General features: G+C 68.0%; 20 protein-coding genes and 2 pseudogenes. 11 read left to right on the top strand and 11 right to left on the bottom strand.

Annotation, left to right across the window (positions count from 1 at the left end; genetic code table 11):
• Window positions 1-33: 33 nt before the first annotated feature.
• The 3 genes from creD to creB form a co-directional block, all read right to left on the bottom strand.
• Window positions 34-1,380, bottom strand: a complete 1,347-nt coding sequence (gene creD / locus ACVWWW_RS05775) for a cell envelope integrity protein CreD (protein WP_196804342.1) — start codon at window positions 1,378-1,380, stop codon at window positions 34-36.
• 82 nt (window positions 1,381-1,462) lie between these two features.
• Complete coding sequence (creC, locus tag ACVWWW_RS05770) at window positions 1,463-2,890, bottom strand: two-component system sensor histidine kinase CreC (RefSeq protein WP_027082576.1); 1,428 nt, start codon at window positions 2,888-2,890, stop codon at window positions 1,463-1,465.
• A 1-nt stretch (window position 2,891) separates the two neighbouring features.
• The gene (gene creB / locus ACVWWW_RS05765) at window positions 2,892-3,578 is read right to left on the bottom strand and encodes a two-component system response regulator CreB (protein WP_456998741.1); all 687 of its coding nucleotides are present in this window, start codon (window positions 3,576-3,578) and stop codon (window positions 2,892-2,894) included.
• 33 nt (window positions 3,579-3,611) lie between these two features.
• Here creB and ACVWWW_RS05760 point away from each other — a divergent pair, with 33 nt between their 5' ends.
• Window positions 3,612-4,478, top strand: coding sequence for a 23S rRNA (adenine(2030)-N(6))-methyltransferase RlmJ (locus ACVWWW_RS05760; protein ID WP_027082574.1), 867 nt, complete (start codon window positions 3,612-3,614; stop codon window positions 4,476-4,478).
• Here the strand turns inward: ACVWWW_RS05760 and ACVWWW_RS05755 are convergent, their stop codons facing one another.
• Window positions 4,479-5,408, bottom strand: coding sequence for a cation diffusion facilitator family transporter (locus tag ACVWWW_RS05755; protein WP_027082573.1), 930 nt, complete (start codon window positions 5,406-5,408; stop codon window positions 4,479-4,481).
• A gap of 193 nt (window positions 5,409-5,601) precedes the next feature.
• Here ACVWWW_RS05755 and ACVWWW_RS05750 point away from each other — a divergent pair, with 193 nt between their 5' ends.
• From ACVWWW_RS05750 to ACVWWW_RS05730, 5 genes are all read left to right on the top strand, one after another.
• Window positions 5,602-6,141, top strand: coding sequence for a hypothetical protein (locus ACVWWW_RS05750; RefSeq protein ID WP_027082572.1), 540 nt, complete (start codon window positions 5,602-5,604; stop codon window positions 6,139-6,141).
• A 45-nt stretch (window positions 6,142-6,186) separates the two neighbouring features.
• Window positions 6,187-9,810, top strand: a complete 3,624-nt coding sequence (gene mfd / locus ACVWWW_RS05745) for a transcription-repair coupling factor (RefSeq protein ID WP_027082571.1) — start codon at window positions 6,187-6,189, stop codon at window positions 9,808-9,810.
• A 74-nt stretch (window positions 9,811-9,884) separates the two neighbouring features.
• Window positions 9,885-10,406 carry a phosphoglycerate mutase family protein gene (locus ACVWWW_RS05740; protein ID WP_051234971.1) on the top strand — a complete coding sequence of 174 codons (522 nt, stop codon included), beginning with the start codon at window positions 9,885-9,887 and terminating at the stop codon, window positions 10,404-10,406.
• A 59-nt stretch (window positions 10,407-10,465) separates the two neighbouring features.
• Entirely contained in the window at window positions 10,466-10,846 is a 381-nt protein-coding gene (locus ACVWWW_RS05735) for a hypothetical protein (protein WP_027082570.1), read from the top strand.
• A gap of 181 nt (window positions 10,847-11,027) precedes the next feature.
• On the top strand, window positions 11,028-11,486 hold the full coding sequence (locus ACVWWW_RS05730; protein WP_155914215.1) for a hypothetical protein: 459 nt from the start codon (window positions 11,028-11,030) through the stop codon (window positions 11,484-11,486).
• 31 nt (window positions 11,487-11,517) lie between these two features.
• Here ACVWWW_RS05730 and ACVWWW_RS05725 read toward each other — a convergent pair whose 3' ends face one another.
• The 4 genes from ACVWWW_RS05725 to ACVWWW_RS05710 all read right to left on the bottom strand — a co-directional run bounded on the left by ACVWWW_RS05725 (window position 11,518) and on the right by ACVWWW_RS05710 (window position 15,687).
• Window positions 11,518-12,357, bottom strand: a complete 840-nt coding sequence (locus ACVWWW_RS05725; protein WP_456998740.1) for a pirin family protein — start codon at window positions 12,355-12,357, stop codon at window positions 11,518-11,520.
• Window positions 12,358-12,446: 89 nt separating this feature from the next.
• A complete protein-coding gene (gene rlmKL, locus ACVWWW_RS05720) occupies window positions 12,447-14,606 on the bottom strand; it encodes a bifunctional 23S rRNA (guanine(2069)-N(7))-methyltransferase RlmK/23S rRNA (guanine(2445)-N(2))-methyltransferase RlmL (RefSeq protein WP_027082568.1) in 2,160 nt (719 codons plus the stop codon).
• Window positions 14,607-14,609: 3 nt separating this feature from the next.
• On the bottom strand, window positions 14,610-15,134 hold the full coding sequence (locus ACVWWW_RS05715) for a YqiA/YcfP family alpha/beta fold hydrolase (protein ID WP_027082567.1): 525 nt from the start codon (window positions 15,132-15,134) through the stop codon (window positions 14,610-14,612).
• A 55-nt stretch (window positions 15,135-15,189) separates the two neighbouring features.
• A complete protein-coding gene (locus ACVWWW_RS05710) occupies window positions 15,190-15,687 on the bottom strand; it encodes an MOSC domain-containing protein (RefSeq protein WP_027082566.1) in 498 nt (165 codons plus the stop codon).
• A 63-nt stretch (window positions 15,688-15,750) separates the two neighbouring features.
• Between ACVWWW_RS05710 and ACVWWW_RS05705 the strand changes: the two genes are divergently transcribed.
• Genes ACVWWW_RS05705 through ACVWWW_RS05695 form a run of 3 tightly spaced genes read left to right on the top strand, consistent with a single transcriptional unit; the run spans window position 15,751 to window position 18,119 of the window.
• A complete protein-coding gene (locus ACVWWW_RS05705; RefSeq protein WP_196804340.1) occupies window positions 15,751-16,347 on the top strand; it encodes an N-acetylmuramoyl-L-alanine amidase in 597 nt (198 codons plus the stop codon).
• Window positions 16,348-16,395: 48 nt separating this feature from the next.
• Window positions 16,396-17,295, top strand: a complete 900-nt coding sequence (locus tag ACVWWW_RS05700) for an acyl-CoA thioesterase (protein ID WP_036141794.1) — start codon at window positions 16,396-16,398, stop codon at window positions 17,293-17,295.
• Window positions 17,295-18,119, top strand: coding sequence for a hypothetical protein (locus ACVWWW_RS05695; protein ID WP_051234966.1), 825 nt, complete (start codon window positions 17,295-17,297; stop codon window positions 18,117-18,119). Before ACVWWW_RS05700 ends, ACVWWW_RS05695 begins: the two co-directional genes overlap by 1 nt.
• A gap of 103 nt (window positions 18,120-18,222) precedes the next feature.
• Here the strand turns inward: ACVWWW_RS05695 and ACVWWW_RS05690 are convergent.
• Together ACVWWW_RS05690 and ACVWWW_RS05685 are read right to left on the bottom strand one after the other, a co-directional pair.
• Window positions 18,223-18,567, bottom strand: a pseudogene (locus tag ACVWWW_RS05690) (EF-hand domain-containing protein); the annotation flags it as partial.
• 48 nt (window positions 18,568-18,615) lie between these two features.
• Window positions 18,616-18,879: pseudogene (locus ACVWWW_RS05685) on the bottom strand (EF-hand domain-containing protein); the annotation flags it as partial.
• Window positions 18,880-19,149: 270 nt separating this feature from the next.
• Here ACVWWW_RS05685 and ACVWWW_RS05680 point away from each other — a divergent pair.
• Window positions 19,150-19,893, top strand: coding sequence for an arginyltransferase (locus ACVWWW_RS05680; protein ID WP_027082563.1), 744 nt, complete (start codon window positions 19,150-19,152; stop codon window positions 19,891-19,893).
• Window positions 19,890-21,119 (top strand): endonuclease/exonuclease/phosphatase family protein, encoded by a 1,230-nt coding sequence (locus ACVWWW_RS05675; RefSeq protein WP_051234961.1) that lies wholly within the window; start codon window positions 19,890-19,892, stop codon window positions 21,117-21,119. Before ACVWWW_RS05680 ends, ACVWWW_RS05675 begins: the two co-directional genes overlap by 4 nt.
• Window positions 21,120-21,131: 12 nt before the next feature.
• Here ACVWWW_RS05675 and ACVWWW_RS05670 read toward each other — a convergent pair whose 3' ends face one another.
• Complete coding sequence (locus ACVWWW_RS05670) at window positions 21,132-21,551, bottom strand: hypothetical protein (protein ID WP_027082562.1); 420 nt, start codon at window positions 21,549-21,551, stop codon at window positions 21,132-21,134.
• Window positions 21,552-21,554: the final 3 nt, after the last annotated feature.

Raw genomic sequence — 21,554 nt, 5'->3', positions numbered from 1 at the left:
CGCGACGACTCACATCGTCGCGCCCGTTTCGCATCATGCAGTCCGCGCAGCCGGTGTACCGACGCGATACCAGTCCAGTCGACGCGTCGCGATCATGACGGCGGCGAGGATCGCGAACAGCAGTACCGAGCCCATCACCAGCGCGTTGTCTTCTGAAATCAGCAGCCCGTACAGTGCCGCGTACAGCAGGCCCAGCATCGCGGCGAACGCGGTGCCGCGTAGTGCGCTACGCAATGCTGCGCTGAGATAGAAGCCGATCAGTCCGATACACGCGACGCTGGCAACCGCATATGCCGCGGGGAACGCGATGTGCTCACTGAGGCTGACCAGCAGCAGGAAGAAGATCACCAGTGCGAGGCCGACCAATCCGTATTGGATCGGGTGGATCGGCAACTGGCGGATCACTTCGAACATGAAGAAGGCGACGAAGGTGATCGCGATGAACAGCACGCCGTACTTCGTCGCGCGGTCGGCCATGGTGTAGGCATCGACGGGGTCATCGAGCACGACGCCGACGGTTGCTGGCGCGGTGGCGTCAAGCACCGTGCCCGATGCGCCTCGTAGTGATGCAGCGCGTCCCGTGAGGTACTGGCGCTGCGCATCCGTCGCGATGGACGCGACCTGCCACTGCGCCTTGAAGCCCGCGTCGGAAATATCACTACGCCAAGGCGAGAGCCCCTGGAAGCTCGGATGCCGCCACGTCGAATGGATGTCGATGTTGTTGCGCTTGCCGACCGGCACGAACGCGATCGACTGCGTGCCCGCGAGCTGCACGTCCAGCCGCGACGTGAGCGAGAAATGTGCACCCGATGCGGGCACCGCGAGCGAGGCGTGCATGCCCGCGTCGTCGCGTGCACCCGCGCCCTCCTGCAGCGCGGCGTCCCGGCCGTCGATGCGTAGGCGGGGCGTGCCATGCAAGCCGCGAACGTCGGAAAGCGCGTAACCGAGCACCGGCACGCCGATGACGCGGTCGGCGCCCGGCGATTCGGCCGGAATCTGCACGTCGAAATCGCCGGTAATCGCGCCATTCCACTCGTACACCGGCACGCGATACAGCCCGCGACGGCGCGTCGTGGTCGCGAGTGCGCCGGCCGCGTCGAGCCGCGTCGGGAAGAACGTCCACTCCGACGCCTGTCGCTTGCGCACGCTGCGAACGACGCCGTCAGCTCCAGTCTCCTGGACGTCCACGGTCTCCGAATACGGCACCGTCAATACGGGCCCGATCACCGTCTGCGGCCCCGCGTACATGCGGCCGATATCCATGACCGCCTGTTCGCGATAACGCTGCCGTTCGCCGATCAGCCCGTTGACCATCGCGAGCGGTATGAGGATCAGCAACGTCATCACCGCTACCAACACCAGCTTGAACCCGATGCGCATGTCGCCCATCCATATGAAGGTGCGACGAGCCTCGCGCATGAGCGTGCGCCGGCGATGGCCGGACGGTGAAGCGAATATGAAGTCAGGCGGGAAGGTCGATGCGCGCTTCGGCGCCGCCATTATCGCGATTGCGGAGCGTGGCAGTGCCGCCGTGCAGGGCGGCAACCTCGGCAACGAAACAAAGTCCGAGGCCGCTGCTGCGGCTGGCCCCGCCCGGGCGCGGCAACGAGTAGAAGCGCTCGAAGACGCGGCTGGTCGCGTAGTCCGGAACGCCGGCGCCACGATCGAGGACTCGAAGTACGACGCCGCCGTCATCGTGTTCGGCCCGCAACTCGATCGTGCTGTCGTCCGGCGCGAAGTCCGATGCGTTCTCGATGAGGTTGGCGAGCGCCTGGCGCAGCAGGAACGCGTCGCCTGCAGTTTGCGGAAGACCGGTCGCGATCGCCGCTTCGGCCGTCTGCCCACGCGCACGGAGCCGTTCGCGGCAATCCGACAGCGCGCCGTCGACCAACGCGTTGATATCGACCCGTTGTGGCGATTCGATGCGCTGGCGATGTTCGACCGCCGCGAGCGCGAGCAGCTTGTCGATCATCTGCGCCATGCGATCGCTCTGCGCGCGGATGCCGGCGGCGAACTGCGCGCGGTCGGCGTCGGCCAGCGGTTGCTCGAGCAGCTCGGCACTCGCGCGAATGGCGGCCAGCGGGCTCTTCATCTCGTGCGTCAGCGAGTGCACGTACTGCTCGACGTATTGCTTGCCCTCGAGCTTCGTGCGCATGGTTTCCAGCGCGTGGCCGAGCTCCGCGAATTCGCCGGCGGTCGACGGCAGCGTCGCGCGCTCGCCTTCGGTGACGGACTGCGCGTAGCGGCGCAGCAGCCCGAGCTGTCGCGACAGCCACCACGCGGCGGCGAGCCCCGTCAGCAACGCGACGCCGAGCAACACGGCACCCCAGCGCGTGATGATGTTCTGGCTGCGATCGATGAACGGCTGCAGCGCGCGATTGGGTTTGGCGACGGTGAGCACGCCGATCAGCTGACCGTTCGCGTCGCGCACCGGCGCCGCGACGTGCATCACCGTCGAATATGGATCCTTCGGATTCTCCGCCGTCGATCGCGCGCCGTACTGGCCGTGCAGCGTGCGATAGACGTCGTTCCACTTCGAGTAGTCGCGCCCGATATCACGCCCCGTGCTGTCGAACACGACGATGCCGCGGGCGTCGGTCACGTACACGCGATACGTCGTGACGCGCTTGGGAAAACCCCAGATCGCAGCGCCGGGGTCGCGGCCGTGCAATGCGCGCACGTGCTGCGCGAAGCGGCCATCGGCGATATGGCCGGATGCGAGATCGTCGGCTGCGAGTTCGGCCAGCACGTTCGCGGTGTCGACCAGCGTGTCTTCCATCGCCTGCCGCACGCCGGGCTTCACCTGTGCGACGAACACCTTCGTCAGCAGCAGGCCGGCCAGCGCGACGATCGCGAAGTACCCGAGGAAGATGCGAAGGCCGATGCGCATGTCAGTCGACGTGCAGCGAGTAGCCGAGCCCGCGTTGCGTGCGGATCGGGTCGGCGTCCGGGTCGACGTCGCGCAGCTTCGCGCGCAGCGTCTTGATGTGCGTGTCGACGGTGCGGTCGGTGCTGTCGCTGTCCGTGCCCCAGACACGGTCCATCAGCTGCGCGCGGGTCAGGATCGCGCCGGGCCGCTGCAGCAGTGCCGCGAGCAGGCCGTATTCGTAACGCGTCAGGTCCAGCGCGCGCCCGCGCCAGGCGATGCGATGGCCTTCGGCGTCGTGCACGAATCGGCCCACCGGCGCCGCGCCGCGGCTGCGTCGCAGCACCGCGCGAACGCGGGCGACGAGTTCGCGCGGCGAAAAGGGTTTGGCGACGTAGTCGTCGGCACCGATCTCGAAGCCCAGCACGCGATCGGCTTCGGCGTCGCGTGCGGTGAGGAAGATCACCGGCAGGTCGCGGCCGCGGCGCAGTTCGCGACAGAGCGCGAAGCCGCCGATGTCGGGCAGGCCGACGTCGAGGATGGCGAGATCGTGCGTGCCCGCGGCCGCGAGACGCAGCGCGTCGCCACCGGTCAGCGCGTGCTCGACCTCGAAACCGTCCTCGCGCAGCGCGAACTCAATGGTCCGCGCGATCGCGCTCTCGTCCTCGACCAGCAGGATCCGCCCCATGTGCCCCTCCGATGCCGCCATCAGTGTGCCACCGCGTACCCGCGTACCCTATCCGGCATGAACTATCGCCACGCCTTCCATGCCGGCAACCATGCCGACGTCCTCAAGCACACCGCGCTGCTCGCGCTCTGCGACGCGCTCACCGCCAAGCCGGCGCCGCTTTTCGCGATGGACACGCACGCCGGCCGCGGCATGTATTACCTCGACGCGGCGCAGGCCAAGCGCACGGGTGAGGCGTCGGGCGGTGTTGGCGGCGTCGATCGCCTGCAGCCGGGCACCGCGCCTGCGCCGCTGCGGGCCTACGTCGACGCGATCACGGCCTGCCGCAATGCGCACGGCCCGAACGCCTACCCCGGCTCACCGTGGCTGCTGGCGCATGCGCTGCGTGAGCAAGACCGCATCACCTGCTGCGAGCTGCTGCCTGAAGAAGCCGAAGCACTGAAAACCGCGATGGCGCCGGACGCACGCGTCGCCGTGCATGCACGTGACGGCTACGGCGCGATGCACGCCCTGCTTCCGCCGCGCATCGGCAACGAGCGCTTCGCTCGCGGCTTGGTGCTGATCGACCCGCCGTTCGAAGCGCAGCTGCAGGAATTCGAGACGGCGCTGCGCGCGCTGCGCGATGCGATCGAGCGCTGGCCGCAGGGCACCTACGCGTTCTGGTACCCGATCAAGCAGCGACGCGCGTTGCAGCGCGCCTATCGCTCGATGGCGACGATCCCGGCGAAGTCGGTGATGCTCGCCGAGTTGCTCGTGCGACCCGACGACTCGCCGCTGCGCATGAACGGTAGCGGCCTGTTGCTGCTCAATGCGCCCTACCGCTTCGACCAGCGCATGCGCGAGCTGTTGCCTGTGCTCGCCGATGTGCTCGGCGAGCCGGCCGGTTCGGCGTGGCGCGTCGAATGGCTGAAAGCGCCGGCCTGATCAGTCGTTCGTCGCGACGCCGTTCTTGTCGACGAGGTCCGGCTCGAAGAAGCTCCAGCGCACCTCGGGGAATGCCACCTTCATCTCGCGCTCGACGGTGTTGATCGCGTGCACCATCGCCGTCGCGCTGCCTGCCTCGTGCATCTGCGCCTGCACCGACACCACCGCGTGATTGCCGAGCTGCACGGTGATGAGGTTGAGCACGCGATCGATCTCGGGCCGCGCCTTCAGGAACTCGCACAGCTGGGTTTCGCGCAGCGGATCCATGCTCTGACCGATCAGCATGGCCTTGATGCCGATGCCGACCATGATCGCGACCACGATCAGCAGCACGCCGATCGCGATGGTACCCACCGCATCCCAGATCGGATTGCCGGTGACGACCGACAGCATCACCGCGACCAGTGCGAGCACGAGGCCGGCGAGCGCCGCGAGATCCTCGCCGAAGATCACCAGCAGCTCGCCTTGGCGCGTTTCGCGGAACCACTGGAACAGCGAACGGCCGCCACGGGCCTTGTTCACTTCCTGCATGCAGGCGCGCATCGAAATGCCTTCGGCGATCACGCCGAAGGTCAGCACGCCCGCCGCCCACCACCACTGTTTCAGCGGCTCGGGGCTCGACAGCTTGTGGATGCCCTCGTACAGCGAAAACATGCCGCCGATGGTGAACAGCATCACCGCGACCAGGAACGACCAGAAGTAGATCGCCTTGCCGTAGCCCAGCGGATAGTTCGGTGACGGCGGCTTCTGCGACTGGCGCACGCCGACCAGCAGCAGCACCTGGTTGCCGCAGTCGGCGAACGAATGCACGGTTTCGGCGAGCATCGCGCTCGAGCCCGTAAAGAACGCCGCCACGCCCTTCGCGATCGCGATCGCGAGGTTCGCGCCGAGCGCGAAGAAGATCGCGCGAGTGGAATCGCCGCCAGCCATGGATCGTCCTGTTTCGAATAGGCCGGCGAGTCTACCAATCGGCCGTGCAGCTGCTCGCAGTGCGCGATTCGTCCCATCCAAGCGACCGTAGCTGCGGGCGAACCGAACGGCGCATGACGAGGCGGCCGCGCACAACGCAAATACAACGCGCCGGACAACGAAAGGCTCACGTCGACTCTGGAACGATCCCGCCATGGCAGCGCGCGACCGTCTCCCGCCCTGGCACGAACGCCATCGTCTTCCGAACGGCCGTGAGGTGCTGATCCGTCCCATCCGACCGGAGGACGCCGAACCGCTGCGCGCAGGCTTCGCGCTGCTGGAGCCCGAGGTGGTGCGGTCGACATTGGTGCGGGGCACCGAGCTGTCGACCTCCGACGCCGATCGCCTCGCGCGCCCGAACCCGCGCACCGAGTTCACGCTGGTCGCCACCGACCTCGACTCCCCCGGCGAGGCGCTGATCGGCGCGATCGCCTATGTCCATACCGACAGCGCCGGCCAGGTCGGCGACTTCACCATCCTCGTCAGCCGCTTCGTCGCGGGCATGGGCATGCGCCGCTACCTGCTGACCCGCGTGGCGAAATGGGCGCGCAGCCGCGGCCTCGGCGTCCTGCGCGGCGAGCTGCCGCAGGACCCGGACGTGCTCGGGCTCGCCGAGTCGCTGGGCTTCCAGGCGGGCGACGGCGGCCGTGATCCGTCGCTGGTGCGCGTCTCGCTGGAACTGCCGCGCCGATGACCGCACTCAGGACATGCGACGCGGTTCAGTAGAATCGCGCGCCTCATGCCGACCCCTCTTCTTCCCGTTCCGCCGCTGCCGAAGGCCGGCCAGCAGCGCGCCTGGTGGCGCGCGCCGGTCTCGCCGTCCGCGCTGGCCTTCCATATCGCCGCCACCGCGACCGCCCACAGCGGCCCGCTGCTCGCGATCACCCGCGACAACCAGAGCGCGCACCAGCTCGAAGGCGACCTGCGCACGCTGCTCGGCCCGCGCGCCGGCGTCGAAGGCGATACGCCCGTGCTCGCCTTCCCCGACTGGGAAACGCTGCCCTACGACGCCTTCAGCCCGCATCCGGACATCGTCAGCCAGCGCCTGGCCACGCTGCACCGACTGCCGCAGCTCAAGCGCGGTGTGGTCGTGCTGCCCGTGCAGACGCTCATGCAGCGGCTCGCGCCGCCCAGGCACGTGGTCGGCGGCAGTTTCGACGTGCGCGTCGGCCAGCGTCTCGACCTCGACTCCGAAAAGCGTCGTCTCGAAGCCGCCGGCTATCGCCACGTTCCGCAGGTGCTCGATCCGGGCGACTTCGCCGTGCGCGGCGGCCTGCTCGACGTCTATCCGATGGGTTCGGACCAGCCGTTCCGCATCGAGCTTCTCGACGACGAGATCGACACCATCCGCGTGTTCGACCCCGAATCGCAGCGTTCGCTGGAAAAGATGGATCGCATCCATCTGCTGCCCGGCCGCGAGCTTCCGCTGGACGAAGCCGCGCTCAAGGGCGCACTCGAACGCCTGCGCGAACGCTTCGACGTCGACACGCGCCGCAGCTCGCTCTATCAGGACCTGAAGTCGGGCCTCGCGCCCAGCGGCGTCGAGTACTACCTGCCGCTGTTCTTCGACGAGACGGCGACGCTTTTCGATTACCTGTCGGAAGGCGTGCTGCCCATCGTCACCGAAGGCAGCTTCGAAGCCGCGGAACAGTTCTGGTCGCAGACCGGCGATCGCTACGAGCAGCGCCGCCATGACGTCGAGCGTCCTGTGCTGCCGCCGTCCGAGTTGTATCTGTCGCCGGACGCGCTGCGTGGCGTATTCAACGAAACCTCGCGCGTCGAAGTCTGCGGCGCGAACCATGCGCAGCTCGACCGCGCGCAACCGCTCGGCGATCAGCCAGCGATGCCGCTGCCGCTCGCGCCGCGAGATCCCGCTGCGACGGATTCGCTGAGGTCGTTCCTGGGCACATACCCGGGCGACGTCCTGATCGCAGCGGATTCCGCAGGCCGCCGCGAAGCCCTGCTCGAACTCCTCGACGCCGTCGGCCTGACGCCAACGGTGTTGCCCGACTGGACGACGTTCTACGAGCGCGGCCCCGCCACCCGCGAAGGCCCCGCCGACAGCACATCGACCGACACCTCCAACGGCGTTACCGCCAAACGCGGTAACGCCCGCAGCGATGACCGTCGCGAAGACGACGGTCGATCGGTGCGAGTTGGTCCGGCGTCACCGACGCCGGATAACAAGTTCTTCGCGATCGCCGTAGCACCGCTCGACGATGGCTTCGCGATCAGCACGCCGACGTTCACCGTCCTCACCGAACGCCAGCTGTTCCCCGAGCGCGCATCGCAGCCGCGTCGGCGCAAGCGCGCCGGCCGCGAGCCCGAAGCGATCATCCGCGATCTCGGCGAGCTCAACGAAGGCTCGCCGATCGTCCACGAGGATCACGGCGTCGGCCGTTATCGCGGACTGGTGACGCTCGACGTCGGCGGCATGCCGGGCGAGTTCCTCGACATCGAGTACGCCAAGGGCGATCGCCTGTACGTGCCGGTCGCGCAGTTGCACCTGATCAACCGCTATTCCGGCGCGTCCGAAGAGACCGCGCCCCTGCATTCGCTGGGTGGCGAGCAGTGGCAGAAGGCGAAGAAGAAGGCGGCGGAAAAGGTTCGCGACGTCGCCGCGGAATTGCTCGAAATCCAGGCCAAGCGCCGGGCTCGCGCGGGACTCGCGATCGATGTCGATCGCACGATGTACGAGCCCTTCGCCGCCGCGTTCCCGTTCGAGGAAACGCCGGACCAGGCCTCCGCCATCAGCGCGGTCGTGCGCGACCTGCAGAGCAGCCAGCCGATGGACCGCGTGGTCTGCGGCGACGTCGGTTTCGGCAAGACCGAAGTCGCGGTGCGCGCGGCGTTCACCGCAGCCGCGGGCGGCAAGCAGGTCGCGCTGCTCGTACCGACCACGCTGCTCGCGGAACAGCACTACCGCAACTTCCGCGACCGTTTCGCCGACTGGCCGATCCGCGTCGAAGTGCTGTCGCGTTTCAAGTCGAAGAAGGAAATCGCGGCGGAACTCGAGAAGGTCGCCGAAGGCACGATCGACGTCATCGTCGGCACGCATCGCCTGCTGCAGCCCGACGTGAAGTTCAAGGATCTCGGCCTCGTCATCGTCGACGAGGAACAGCGCTTCGGCGTGCGCCAGAAGGAAGCGCTGAAGGCGTTGCGCGCGAACGTGCACCTGCTCACGCTGACGGCGACGCCGATTCCGCGAACGCTCAACATGGCGATGGCCGGCCTGCGGGATCTATCGATCATCGCGACGCCGCCCGCGCATCGCCTCGCGGTGCAGACCTTCGTCGTGCCGTGGGACGACGCGCAGCTGCGCGAAGCGTTCCAGCGCGAGCTGTCGCGCGGCGGCCAGGTCTATTTCCTGCACAACGACGTGGAAAGCATCGGCCGTATGCAGCGCCAGCTGCAGGAACTCGTGCCGGACGCGCGCATCGGTGTCGCGCACGGACAGATGCCGGAGCGCGAGCTCGAACGCGTGATGCTCGACTTCCACAAGCAGCGCTTCAACGTGCTGCTGTCGACGACGATCATCGAATCGGGCATCGATATTCCGAACGCGAACACCATCATCATCAATCGCGCCGACAAGTTCGGCCTTGCGCAGTTGCACCAGCTGCGCGGACGCGTCGGTCGATCGCATCATCGCGCCTACGCCTATCTCGTCATTCCGGATCGCAAGACGATCACTGCCGACGCCAAGAAGCGACTCGACGCGATCGAGGCGATGGATGAGCTCGGCGCCGGTTTCACGCTCGCGACCCACGACCTAGAAATCCGCGGCGCCGGCGAACTGCTCGGCGAAGAGCAGAGCGGCCAGATGGCGGAGGTCGGCTTCAGCCTCTACACCGAGCTGCTCGAACGCGCGGTGCGTTCGATCCGCCAGGGCAAGCTGCCGGACGTCGACATGGTCGAAGCGCGCGGCGCAGACGTCGAACTGCACGTGCCGGCGCTGATTCCAGATGACTACCTGCCCGACGTGCATACGCGCCTGACGCTCTACAAGCGCATCAGCAGCGCGCGTAACGCGGATGAGCTGCGCGAACTGCAGGTCGAGATGATCGATCGCTTCGGCCTGCTGCCCGACGCCGCGAAGAACCTTTTCGCGATCGCGGAGCTCAAGCTCGACGCGACGACGCTCGGCATCCGCAAGCTGGAACTCGCGGAGAAGACCGGGCGCGTGCAGTTCCTGGAAAAGCCCAACGTCGACGCAATGGCGGTGATCCGGCTCATCCAGGGCCAGCCCAAGCTCTACAAGATGGAAGGCTCGGACAAGTTGAAGCTGACGCTCGACCTGCCCGAGGGCGCGCAGCGCATAGCGGCCGCGCGCGGGCTGCTGATCACGCTCGCCGCGCGGTGACATGACCAGCTGCACATGCGCGCCGAGCCCCGGCGCGCTGTGATGGGCGGATTCCGGTTGGGGAAACCGTCGCCATGCGCAGCCTGCTGATCCGGCTCGTCGCGTTGTCCATGCTCGTGCTGCTCGCTGCCTGCGCTACCGCGCGTAGCGACGTCGAGCCGGGCGCCACCTTCGTGCTCATCCGCCACGCCGAAAAGGGCGACGACGACGCGCGCGATCCGTCGCTGTCGCAGGCCGGCCGCAAGCGTGTCGAACGGCTGGTGTCGCGGCTGCGCGACACGCGGCTCACGGCGGTCTACGCCAGCAACTTTCGACGCACGCAGCAGACCGCGGCGCCGATTGCCGCCGCGCACGGCCTGACCGTCATCACCTACGACGCGGCGCGTCCGGCTGCTGAATTCGCCGCGGCGCTGCGTAGTGCGCATCCGACCGGCACCGTGCTCGTCGTCGGCCACAGCAACACGATCCCGGCACTCGCGCAGGCGCTGTGCCGCTGCGACATCGGCCCGACCGCCGAAAGCGAATACGGCCGACGCATCACCATCGAGGTGCTGCCGGACGGCCGCGCCACGGTCGACGACCGCCGCGAGCCGTGAACAGGCCGACACATACGGCCGGCTAGGCTCGGCGGGTTGCCCCTTCGACCGGAGTCGCCATGCCCCGTTTCGCCAGCGCGTTCCTTCCCCTGCTCCTGCTTGCCGGCTGCGCGTCCGCAGGTGCCGGCAGCGGCCACACCGTCGCGGCCGGCACGCCGGTCACGCTCGCCAAGGGCGAGACGATCACCCTGCCCGACGCGTCCACGCTCACCTATGTCGACGTCAACAGCGATTCGCGCTGCCCGCCGAACGTGCAGTGCATCCAGGCCGGCACCGCGATCGTCGCGTTCCGCCACGGCGCGGGTACGGCGTCACACGATGTCGTGCTCGATTCGGGCAAGGCGCCTTCGGCCGACATGGACGCCACGTGGCGCCTCACACTGATCACGCTGGATTTCGCCTCGCCGCCGAACGCGACGGTGCGCGTCGACCGCCGCTGATCGCCGCGAAAAACCCAGGCGCGCCGTGTTCACCTGACGCGGCGCGTCTTTTTTTGACGCAGTGCGACATGACAGGCTGAGACATCCCAAGCCTGAACACGGATCATTTGTCAAGCGCTCTGGATCGGACTATGTTCGGGCTGTGGTCGCGGCCGTCGCCGCGATACGCATGGGGAACAACATGGTCAAGACCAATCGCGCATCGATCGGCTTCGCGCTGCTCGCGATGGTGGGCTTCGCGCACGCACAGGCCACGACGACCTGCCCGACGCTGCCCGCCGACAGCGGCCTCACGTGGGAAACGAAGACTGCAGGCGACACGCAGTTCTGCCGCGCGATGCGGTCGGACGGCAGCGAAGCCTTCGGCCTTTACATGGCCGCGCAGACGCCGTTCAAACCGAACCGCAGCGATCGCGCCGAAGAAGTGAAGATCGACGGCCGCGACACCTACTGGTATCGCAGCGAACTCGCGGGCCAGCCGGACGTGCAGGCGCGCGAGACGTCGATCTCGCTGCCCGGCGGCCGCGTCGCCTATCTGTGGATCCAGGCCAACTCGAAAGACGACCTGACGCAGGCGATCACGCAGAGCAGCACGCTGCGCTTCGGCGCCGGCGGCGGCGCGCAACTGTCGAGCAAGTGACGGCGACGTCCGGGCACGTGCCCGGACGTTTTCAGAATCGGCCGGCCTGGTAGTCCGCGAAGGCCTGCTCGAGTTCCGCGCGCGTGTTCATCACGAACGGGCCATAGCGCGCGACCGGCTCGCGCAGCGGGCGACCTGCGACCAGTAATACGCGCGCAGCACCTTTCGCTTCGAACGCGACGCTTTCGCCATCGAGCACTCCGAGTTGCTTCGTACGCACGAGCTGCCCGGCGATCTCGGCGTCGCCTTCGAACACGTACACGAACCCGGAGTGGCCTTCGGGCAGCTCGTACGTCCACGACGCGCCGGCATCGAGCGCGATGTCGAGATAGACCGGCGACGTCGCCGGCTGCGCGATCGGCCCGACCGCATCGCCGACTTCGCCCGCGATCACTTTCACGCTGACGCCCGCAGCGGGCCGCGCGACCGGAATCAGTTCCGGCGCGAATTCCTGGTACTTCGGCTCGCCCATCTTGTCGCGCGCCGGCAGGTTCACCCACAGCTGGAAACCGCGCATGCGGCCGGATTCCTGCTCCGGCATTTCCGAATGCACGAGGCCGCGACCCGCGGTCATCCACTGCACACTGCCGGGCACCAGCACGCCTTCGTTGCCGTGGTTGTCGCGATGACGCATGCGGCCGTCGAGCATGTAGGTGACGGTTTCGAAGCCGCGATGCGGGTGATCCGGGAAGCCGGCGAGGTAATCCTGCGGCCGGTCGGTGCCGAACTCGTCGAGCATCAGGAACGGGTCGAGATGATCGAGCTGCGGGGTGCCGATCACGCGCGTCAGCTTGACGCCTGCGCCGTCGGACGCCGGCATGCCAGTCGCGAGGCGGGAAATACGGGCGGGACGGGACATCGGCGGCTCCAGCGAATTCGATCCGACAAGGATGGCGGCGCGTAGCGCAAACCGAAGTGCGCACGAGGCGCACGTTTCGTTCCATCGGTGACGCCAGCCCGTCAGCCCAGCGCGGTGATCTTCCAGCAGCGGTGGATGCGGGCATCGCGCTCGAAGTCGGGCGGAATCGTGCTCGCGCTGATGTCCTCGACATTAGCGAACGTCGCCAGCTGCGCTTCGTCGAGCTTGAACCGACGGTAGTTGTTCGAGAAATACAGCACGCCGCCAGGCGCCAGCCGCGCGACCGCCGCACGAAGCAGCCGCACGTGCGAGGCCTGCACGTCGAAGTCGCTGGCGCGCTTGGAGTTGGAGAACGTCGGCGGGTCGCAGAAGACGAGGTCGTACTGGCCGCTGTCGCCCTCCAGCCATGCAATGGCATCCGCCTGCACCAGCCGGTGGCGCGAACCGCCGACGCCGCTTTCCTGCAGGTTGTCGGCGCACCACTGCAGGTACGTCGCCGACAGATCGACCGTCGTCGTCGAGCGCGCACCGCCGAGTGCCGCATGCACGGTCGCCGCACCGGTGTATGCGAACAGATTGAGGAAGCGCGTGTCGCGTGCTTCTTCCGCGATGCGCAGGCGCAATGGGCGGTGGTCGAGGAACAGGCCGGTATCGAGATAGTCGAACAGGTTCACGCGCAGGTGCGCGCGACCTTCGCGTACGACGATGAACTCGCCGCGCCGATCGAAGTGCCCGTACTTGCTGCCGCCCTTTCCGCGCTCGCGCGTCTTCAGCGCCACGTTGTCGCGCGGCACGGCGAACACTTCCCGCGCGGCGTTGAGCAGTTCATTGCGACGACGTCGCGTGTCGGCTTCCGGGATGTCCGCGGGCGCCGCGTATTCCTGCACATGCAGGAAGGTGCGCGGCTCGCGTTCGTCGGTGGTGTAGACGTCGATCGCCGCCGAGTATTCCGGCAGGTCGGCGTCGTACGCACGGAAGCAGGTGATGCCTTCGCGCTCGCGCCATGACTTCAGCTTGCGCACGTTCTTGCGCAGACGATTCGCGACCATCTCGGCGCCGGGCGACAGCGCACTTGGCGCTTCGACGTTTGCACTGTCGCGCGCGGGGCCGATCGGATCGACGGTGAGCAGCACCGTCTCGATCGCACCGTTGAACATGCGATAGGTCTTCTTCGCGCGCAGGCCGGTCGAGCGTGCGAGTGATTCGTCGCCGCAGAGCAGGCTTGCGCGCCAGGTCGGCAGGCTTTTGCGCAACGCGTCGCCCAGCGCGCGATACAGCGCGGGGTCGGCTTCGAGTCGCGCGTCGTACGGCGGATTGCACGCGACGACGCCGGTGCCCGACGCGATCTCGGGTGACAACGTCGGGCCCGGATCGCGCACGTCCGCTGCCCGCCAGTCGATGACATCGACGAGCCCCGCGGTGATCGCGTTGTCGCGCGCAGCACGTATGGCCAGCGGATCGATGTCGCGCCCGAAGAAGACGTTTCGCAGCGACGCGCGACCTTCGGCCTCGCGGCGGATCGCATCGACGCGCACGTCCGCCCACGACGTCGTATCGAACCCCAGCCAGCGCGTCGGCAACTCATCGCCATGCCGCAACAGCCCCGGCGCGACGTCGGCGGCCATCAGCGCGCCTTCGATCATCAACGTGCCGCTGCCGCACATCGGGTCGAGCAGCGCACCGCCGTCGCGATACGAATCCATCCAGCGCCCGCGCATCAGCACGGCGGCGGCGAGGTTTTCCTTCAGCGGTGCGTCGACCTGCTTGCGACGCCAGCCGCGGCGATGCATCGGCGCGCCCGACAGATCGATCGACAGGATCGCGCGGCCTTTGCGCACGACGAGGTTCAAGCGAACGTCCGGCGATTCGAGGTCGACGTCAGGGCGCGAACCCGTCTTCGCACGCAGCGTATCGACCACCGCGTCCTTGACCCGCTGCGCCGCGTACTGCGCGTGGTTCAGGCCGCTGCCGCCGACATGCGCATCCACCGCGATCGTCGCGCCCGCCGGCACGTGCTGCGTCCAGTCGACGGCGGATGCACCGGCGAACAACGCATGTTCGTCAGCGCATTCGAATTCGGTGATCGGCCACAGGATGCGGCTCGCGAGGCGCGACCACATCACCGCGCGTTGCGCGTCGACCGGCGTGCCTTCGACGTTTGCACCGGCGACGGTCGCAGTCGCATGCGTGCAGCCGAGCGCAATGAGCTCGTCGACGAGCAGGTATTCGAGGCCTTTGCCACAGCTGGCGAAGAAGCGCATCGGTCAGAGCCTCGCGAGCAGCGCGGCGAACGCCTGCGCGCTGGCCTCGACGTGATTGGACAGCCGGTGCGTGTCGTCGACCAGCAGCAGCGCGGCGCGACGCTTATGCGACCACGCGATCACGTCGTCGGCCGGGATGAGTTCGTCGTCCCAGCCATGGATCACGGACGTCGGCACGTGCGCGGCTTCGAGAGGGTGCTTCGCATCCAGCCGCACGGGCGGCGCCATCAGGAACAGGCCGGCGATGTCGAATTCTTGGGATACGTGTCCGCTGATCCACGCGCCGAGGCTCGAGCCGGCGAGCACGACCAGCCCACGCGACGCCGCCTCGCGCACGCGCTCGCGCAGGCGTTCGACGCGCGCGGACACATCGCCGAGCGGGCTGATGTCGCGCTTGGCGTCGAGGTCGGTGTAGTCGGGCCGCTCGTGCGTGAAGCCCAGGCGCGCGGCGACGTCGGCCAGCGCCGTCACCTTGGTGGCGTCGGGGCCGCTTTCGAAGCCGTGGGAGAGGATGCAGTGTCCGCGCATGCGGGGGCCGTGCCGGGAAAGGCCGCCATTGTCGCCGGTCCGCGCTTGCGGCGTGTCAGTCGAGCGCGATGACGGCGTCGCCGAGCCGGATTGCGCCGCCTTCCACGATCCGCGCGCACAGCCCGCCGTGGCCGCGCATCGCGTTGTAGCCGCCGTCGCCCAGCGCCGCTTCCATCTTCGAGCAGGGGTCGCAGGGACCGGTGCCTTCCAGCACGACGTCGCCGATGCGGAAACGCCGGCCCTTAAGCGCGATCACGGGAATACCGCTGACGACGACATTGCGGCGGAGCAGCGTCGGATCGATTGCGCCGAGCCCCGCGAGTTGCGCGATCACCGGCAGATGCTCGGCCTGCAGCAGGGTGACGCCGCGCTTGCCGCCGCCACCGGCGTAGCGGTCGCCGACGAGGCCTTTGTCGGCCACTGCTTCCACGACATCGCATGGGACGACCGGCGCATCGCGCGCGGGCCGAACGCCCAGCCATTCGACGCGGCCCTCGCGCGGGAAACGCGCCATCAGCGCGCCGAGCAGCGAACGGTCGGGAAATCGATTCATGCGTCGATCCTAGCGTCGCCGGGTGAAGCGAACGCGCGCCGCGCGACCGGGTAGCATCGCCGCATGCTGCCCGACCTCCCGCCGCTGCCCATCGACGTCGATCCCCTGCCCTACGAGTCGCGCCTCGCCGCGCGCCCGCTGTCGCAGGTTGACCTCGTCGTCATCCACTGCACCGAAGTGCCGACGCTCGCGGAATCGCGCACGTTCGGCGAGAAGGTGCTGTACGAGGACAGCGGCACCGGCAACAGCGGGCATTTCTATATCGACCGCGACGGGTCACTGCATCAGTACGTGGCGACCGATCGCGTCGCGCACCACACGCGCGGCTACAACCCGCGGTCGATCGGCATCGAGCTGGTCAACACCGGCCGCTACCCGCGCTGGCTCGACGCCGATCATCAGGCGATGACCGAGCCCTACACGCCGGCGCAGATCGACACGCTCATCGCACTGCTGAAGCGGCTCGTCGCCCAGCACCCGGCGCTGCGCTTCATCGCCGGACACGAGGACCTCGACACCACGATGGTCGATGCGACCGACGACCCGACGAAGCAGGTGCATCGCAAGCGCGACCCGGGCCCGCTGTTCCCGTGGGACCACGTGCTGGCCGGCGCGCCGCTGCAGCGCCTGAACGTGCCGGCGCCTGCCGCCGGGCCGTAAAAGACCGGCCGGTATACTTCGCGGCCGTTCCGCAAGGATTTGCCGCGCATGACTTCCCCCGTTTCCGAGCTGGTCGACCTGCTGGCGGTCGAGCGGCTCGAAGACAACGTGTTCCGCGGCCAGAGCCGCGACATCGGCACCAAGTACGTCTTCGGTGGCCAGGTGCTCGGCCAGGGGCTCGCCGCCGCGCAGAACACGATGGATTCGGCCAAGGATCCGCGCGCGGCGCATTCGCTGCACGCCTACTTCCTGCGTGCCGGCGATATCGATGCGCCCATCCTGTACATGGTCGACCGCACGCGCGATGGTGGCAGCTTCTCGGTACGCCGCGTGACGGCGATCCAGCACGGCCAACCGATCCTGTTCCTCGCCGCGTCGTTCCAGCACGAGGAATCGGGCAGCGAGCATCAGCTCTCGATGCCGGAAGTGCCGCAGCCGGAAGACGTCGAGCACGACCACACGGTGCCCCCCGAAGTGCTGGCGCGCCTGCCGACGAAGGTGCAGCGCTGGCTGTCGCGGCAGGGGCCGTTCGAGTTCCGCCACGTGTATCCGCGCGACGAGCTCAAGCCGCCGAAGCGCCCGCCCTACCAGCAGGTGTGGTTCCGCCTGAGCGAGAAGGTCGGCGACGAGCCCGAACTGCATCGCGCGCTGCTGACGTATGCGTCCGACTTCCATCTGCTCGGCACGGCGACGTTCCCGCACGGCATCAGCTACTACCAGCCGAACGTGCAGATGGCGTCGCTCGATCACGCACTCTGGTTCCACCGCCCGTTCCGCGCGGACGACTGGCTGCTGTATTCGATCGACAGCCCTAGCGCGCAGCATGCGCGTGGCCTGGCGCGCGGCATGATCTACGACCGCCACGGCCGGCTCGTGGCCAGCACCGCGCAGGAAGGCATGATCCGCGTGCTCGACGACAAGGCCGCGCGCGGCCCGATGGTGGGCTGATGCGTCAGGTCTTTTCCAGCGCGCGACTCGAGAACGTCGAACGCGTTGCCGCGATGCTGCGCGAAGCGGACATCGAAGTGCGCATCACCGACGGCCGCTCGTACAAGGGCGGTCGCCGTTCGACGGTGAGCTATCGCGACCAGGGCGATGCCGCGCGTCCCGCGGTATGGGTGGTGCGATCGGAAGACAGCGGTCGCGCGCGCGAGATCCTGCGTGGCGCGGGCTTGCTCGACTCCACACGTCCCAGCGACGCCAAGCTCAGCTTCCGCTCGGAATTCGGCGACGAAACCACGCGCACGCCAGCGCAGCGCCGCGCGACGAAGGTGAAAGTCGCGCTGCTGTTCGGCATCGTCATCGTGGTCGTCATGGCGTTTATCCGCGCCGGGCAGACACCGGTGCCGCCGAGCGTCGCGAGCGGCCCGTTCGACGGCCATGTCGCCGCCACGCTGATCCCCATCGCACAGGCCGTCATAGAGAAGGAACTGCCGGACATCGACACGCCGGTCGCCTGCCTCGCCGTCGACCACGCCGACGCACCGCGCGAAGTGCGCGATGCATTGCGTCCGCCCGCGGGCATGACCATCGTGCCGGCGTCGCACTGCCAACGCATCGCCGACGAGGACACCGGTTCGGTGCATCCGCCGTCGAAGAAGAAGGCCACGATGGTCGACGTCGATCATTTCCGGCCGACGTCGCCGGATGCCGGCACCATCGAATACAGCGCGTACCACCACCGCATGTGGGCGAAGTACAAGACGCTGGAAGTGCGACGCGTCAACGGCGTGTGGCAGGTCACGAAGACGCTGAAGGTCGTCTCGCCTTAAGTCGTCGTGGCGCGCGTAACTGCTCGCGCGCCGCAGAAAAACATCACACAAAAAAATGCCCCGCGTCCGAAGACGCGGGGCAATTCGTGCTGCTTTGGGGAAATCAGGACTTGCCAGTGCCGCCCGAGCCCACGCCGTTCGCGCGCTCCGGATGCATGCGCTTGAACGCGGCGCGCATTTCGTCGCGGGTGACGAAGCCATCGCGGTTGGCGTCCATCTGGTCGAACTTCGACGCGAAGGGCGAGGTGCCGGCTTCGGCGCGGCTCAGTCGGCCGTCCTTGTCGGTGTCGAGCTTGGCGAGACCGCCACGGCCTTCGTGCTTCGGTCGCTCGTTCGCGTCGATGCGGCCGTCGTGGTTGACGTCGAGCTGGTCGAACTTCTGCGCGAAGCCGGGGATCTTCGCCGCTTCGGTGCGATCGATCGCACCGTCGTTGTTGGCGTCGATCTTCTTCCAGCCACCTTCATGGCCGCCACGCATGCCGTCGTGCTGCGGACGCTCGGAGGCGTCGATGCGGCCGTCCTTGTTCTTGTCGAGCTGGTCGAAGTGCTCGGCGAAGCGCGGCATCGTCGCGGCTTCGGCGCGATCGATCACGCCATCGTTGTTGGCGTCGATCTTCTTCCAGCCGCCTTCGTGGCCGCCGCGCATGCCGTCGCGCTGCGGGCGCTCGGACGCGTCGAGGCGGCCGTCGTGGTTCTTGTCGAGCTGATCGAACTTGGCCGCGAAGCCCGGACGGGCGGCGGCTTCGGTGCGATCGATCACGCCGTCGCCGTTGGCGTCGATGCGGGCATGGGTGCGCGCGCCGGCGGTGGCGGTCGTCGACGCGGTCGTCGGCTGGGCCGCGAACGCCGCACCGGCGGCGAGGACCGAGGCGACAGCGAGGGCAAGGATCTGGGTGTGCTTCACGTGTGTTACTCCGGGTGCCAGGCGTTACCGCCGATGCAGGAGGAAACGCCCGGCCCGTCGCGCGGTTGACGCAGCGCGGCCCGTGTTCAGCCGCGGGCCAGCTGCAACGGGCGGTATGCTCCGGTCATGGGCAACACCCCGGCGCGCGAAGGCGAGGATCTCCGCCTGTTCCACACAGGTCTGCACGACTGCGGCTACTGGCCGGAGCGGCAGGCGCGCGACCTCGTGCTCGATCCGCGGGACCCCCGCCTGCCCGACTGGTACGCGCTCGCGCTGGGCTGGGGCTTCCGACGGTCCGGCGACATCGTCTACCGCCCGCACTGCGCATCGTGTCGCGCATGCACGCCGGTGCGCATTCCGGTCGCCGAGTTCCATCCGAACCGCACGCAGCGCAAGACGCTCCGTCGCAATGCCGACCTCGTCATGCGCGTCTGTCCGGCCGAGCGCACCGAAGAGCATCTCGACCTGTATCGACGCTACCTGTCCACGCGACACGCAGGCGGCGGCATGGACATGCACGGCGCGCCGGAGTTCGACCAATTCCTCGTCGGGCGCTGGAGCCGAACGCGCTTCCTCGAGTTCCGCACGTCGACGCCCGATCACACGCTGCTCGCGGTTGCCGTCACCGACATGACGCCGGATGCGCTGTCGGCGGTGTACACGTTCTACGACCCCGCGCAGGCCGATCGCGGGCTCGGCAATTACGCGATCTTGCGCCAGCTGCAATGGGCGGCCGAGGAAAACCGCGCTCACCTGTATCTCGGCTACTGGATCGCCGGACATCGCAAGATGGATTACAAGCGCAATTTCCGTCCGCTCGAAGCGTTCGACGGCCGCCAGTGGCTGGCCTTCCCCGACGAGACCCCATGACCCGAATCCTGACTGCCGCGCTGCTCATCGCGGCGCTGCTCGTTCTTGCGGCCTGCGTTCGCGTACGCGTGCAGGGCGACCGCGACCAGTGGGCGCGCGACATCCGCGCGAACGGCGCCGCCGCGCTGCGCATCGCGACGTACAACACCTCGCTCAACGACGATCGCGCCGGCGGCCTGATCGCGCGCCTCCAAGGCGACGACGCGAATGCACGCAAGGTCGCCGCCGTGCTGCAGCGCGTGCGTCCGGACATCGTGCTGCTCAACGAGTTCGACTTCGACGCGCAGCATCGCGCGGCCGATCTGTTCCAGCAGCGCTATCTCGGCGTCGCACAGGCGGGTGGCGGTGATGCGCTGACGTATCCGTATCGCTATCTCGCTCCGGTCAACACCGGCGTGCCAAGCGGTTTCGATCTCGATCGGAACGGCAAGGTCGGTGGCGAAGGTCGCGCGGCGGGAAACGATTCGTGGGGCTTCGGGCTGCATCCCGGCCAGTACGGAATGCTCGTGCTGTCGCGTTATCCGATCACCGCGAAGGACGTGCGCACGTTCCAGAACTTCCGCTGGAAGAACCTGCCGAACGCGCGCGTGCCGCGTGATCCGAAGACCGGCGAACCCTGGTATTCGGCCGACGCATGGGCGCGTTTCCCGCTGTCGTCGAAATCGCATTGGGACGTGCCGATCGAGACGCCGCTGGGCCGCATCCACGTGCTCGCCGCGCATCCCACGCCGCCGGTATTCGACGGCCCGGAAAACCGCAACGGCCTGCGTAATTACGACGAAATCCGCCTGTGGGCCGAATACCTGTCGCCGGGCGACAAGCCGTGGCTCTGCGATGACCGCGGCCGTTGCGGTGGCCTCGCGCAGGATGCGTCGTTCGTCATTCTGGGCGACCACAACGCGGACCCGGTCGATGGCGACGGTGAGCCCGGCGCGATCGGTCAGCTCGTGAACCATCCGCGCGTCAACGGTACGGTGCCGCCGACCAGCGAAGGTGGGCCCGAGCGCGCCGCGCAGTACGGGATCGCACGAAAGGGCGACATCGCCACGCACACGGGCGACTTCGGACCGCAGGCCGGCACGCTGCGACTGGACTACGTGCTGCCTTCGAAGGATCTACCGGTCCGTGGCGGCAGTATGTTCTGGCCGAAGGCGGGCGCGCCGGGTAGCGAACTGCTCGACGCCAGCGACCATCACCTCGTCTGGCTGGACTTCGCTCCGCGCTGAGACGCGCGCGACTCAGCCTTCCGGCGGACGCCGGCGATCGTCGTCGACCGACGCGTTCGCACCCGAAGGTTCGGCCGAATGCGGCATCGCGCTGGACGTTTCCTTCGGCGACGGCGCGCCCGGCCCGACCACCGGCAACGCATTCGGACGCGGCTCACGGCTGCGCGCGAAGCCGAACGCAATGTCGCTGTGCATCGACACGATCATGCGCACCATCGCCATCGGGATCATGAGTTCGATCTCGGCGTCGCCACCCGCATCGTCCTTCGCGCGCAGCGTCATTTCCACGAACGCGCCGCCCGTATCGACGATGTGACATGGAATGTGCGGGCCGGTCGCGCCTTCCTGCACGTACGGCTTGATCGCCTCGCCCAGCGCTTCCCACGCCTGCTCGAAGAGGAAGACGGCGTATCCGCTGGTGTGCTCGGTCATGTG

The sequence above is a fragment of the Lysobacter sp. HA18 genome (genome assembly GCF_054057595.1).
The sequence above is the reverse complement of the archived record's forward strand: the minus strand, read 5'-3'. Positions and strand labels throughout refer to the sequence as shown.

Excerpts from the sequence above, each read along its gene's own strand:
- creD (WP_196804342.1), bottom strand. The coding sequence starts at position 1,380 with ATGCGCATCGGGTTCAAGCTGGTGTTGGTAGCGGTGATGACGTTGCTG.
- creC (WP_027082576.1), bottom strand. The coding sequence starts at position 2,890 with ATGCGCATCGGCCTTCGCATCTTCCTCGGGTACTTCGCGATCGTCGCG.
- ACVWWW_RS05760 (WP_027082574.1), top strand. The coding sequence starts at position 3,612 with ATGAACTATCGCCACGCCTTCCATGCCGGCAACCATGCCGACGTCCTC.
- ACVWWW_RS05755 (WP_027082573.1), bottom strand. The coding sequence starts at position 5,408 with ATGGCTGGCGGCGATTCCACTCGCGCGATCTTCTTCGCGCTCGGCGCG.
- ACVWWW_RS05750 (WP_027082572.1), top strand. The coding sequence starts at position 5,602 with ATGGCAGCGCGCGACCGTCTCCCGCCCTGGCACGAACGCCATCGTCTT.
- mfd (WP_027082571.1), top strand. The coding sequence starts at position 6,187 with ATGCCGACCCCTCTTCTTCCCGTTCCGCCGCTGCCGAAGGCCGGCCAG.
- ACVWWW_RS05740 (WP_051234971.1), top strand. The coding sequence starts at position 9,885 with ATGCGCAGCCTGCTGATCCGGCTCGTCGCGTTGTCCATGCTCGTGCTG.
- ACVWWW_RS05735 (WP_027082570.1), top strand. The coding sequence starts at position 10,466 with ATGCCCCGTTTCGCCAGCGCGTTCCTTCCCCTGCTCCTGCTTGCCGGC.
- ACVWWW_RS05730 (WP_155914215.1), top strand. The coding sequence starts at position 11,028 with ATGGTCAAGACCAATCGCGCATCGATCGGCTTCGCGCTGCTCGCGATG.
- rlmKL (WP_027082568.1), bottom strand. The coding sequence starts at position 14,606 with ATGCGCTTCTTCGCCAGCTGTGGCAAAGGCCTCGAATACCTGCTCGTC.
- ACVWWW_RS05715 (WP_027082567.1), bottom strand. The coding sequence starts at position 15,134 with ATGCGCGGACACTGCATCCTCTCCCACGGCTTCGAAAGCGGCCCCGAC.
- ACVWWW_RS05710 (WP_027082566.1), bottom strand. The coding sequence starts at position 15,687 with ATGAATCGATTTCCCGACCGTTCGCTGCTCGGCGCGCTGATGGCGCGT.
- ACVWWW_RS05705 (WP_196804340.1), top strand. The coding sequence starts at position 15,751 with ATGCTGCCCGACCTCCCGCCGCTGCCCATCGACGTCGATCCCCTGCCC.
- ACVWWW_RS05700 (WP_036141794.1), top strand. The coding sequence starts at position 16,396 with ATGACTTCCCCCGTTTCCGAGCTGGTCGACCTGCTGGCGGTCGAGCGG.
- ACVWWW_RS05695 (WP_051234966.1), top strand. The coding sequence starts at position 17,295 with ATGCGTCAGGTCTTTTCCAGCGCGCGACTCGAGAACGTCGAACGCGTT.
- ACVWWW_RS05680 (WP_027082563.1), top strand. The coding sequence starts at position 19,150 with ATGGGCAACACCCCGGCGCGCGAAGGCGAGGATCTCCGCCTGTTCCAC.
- ACVWWW_RS05675 (WP_051234961.1), top strand. The coding sequence starts at position 19,890 with ATGACCCGAATCCTGACTGCCGCGCTGCTCATCGCGGCGCTGCTCGTT.
- ACVWWW_RS05670 (WP_027082562.1), bottom strand. The coding sequence starts at position 21,551 with ATGACCGAGCACACCAGCGGATACGCCGTCTTCCTCTTCGAGCAGGCG.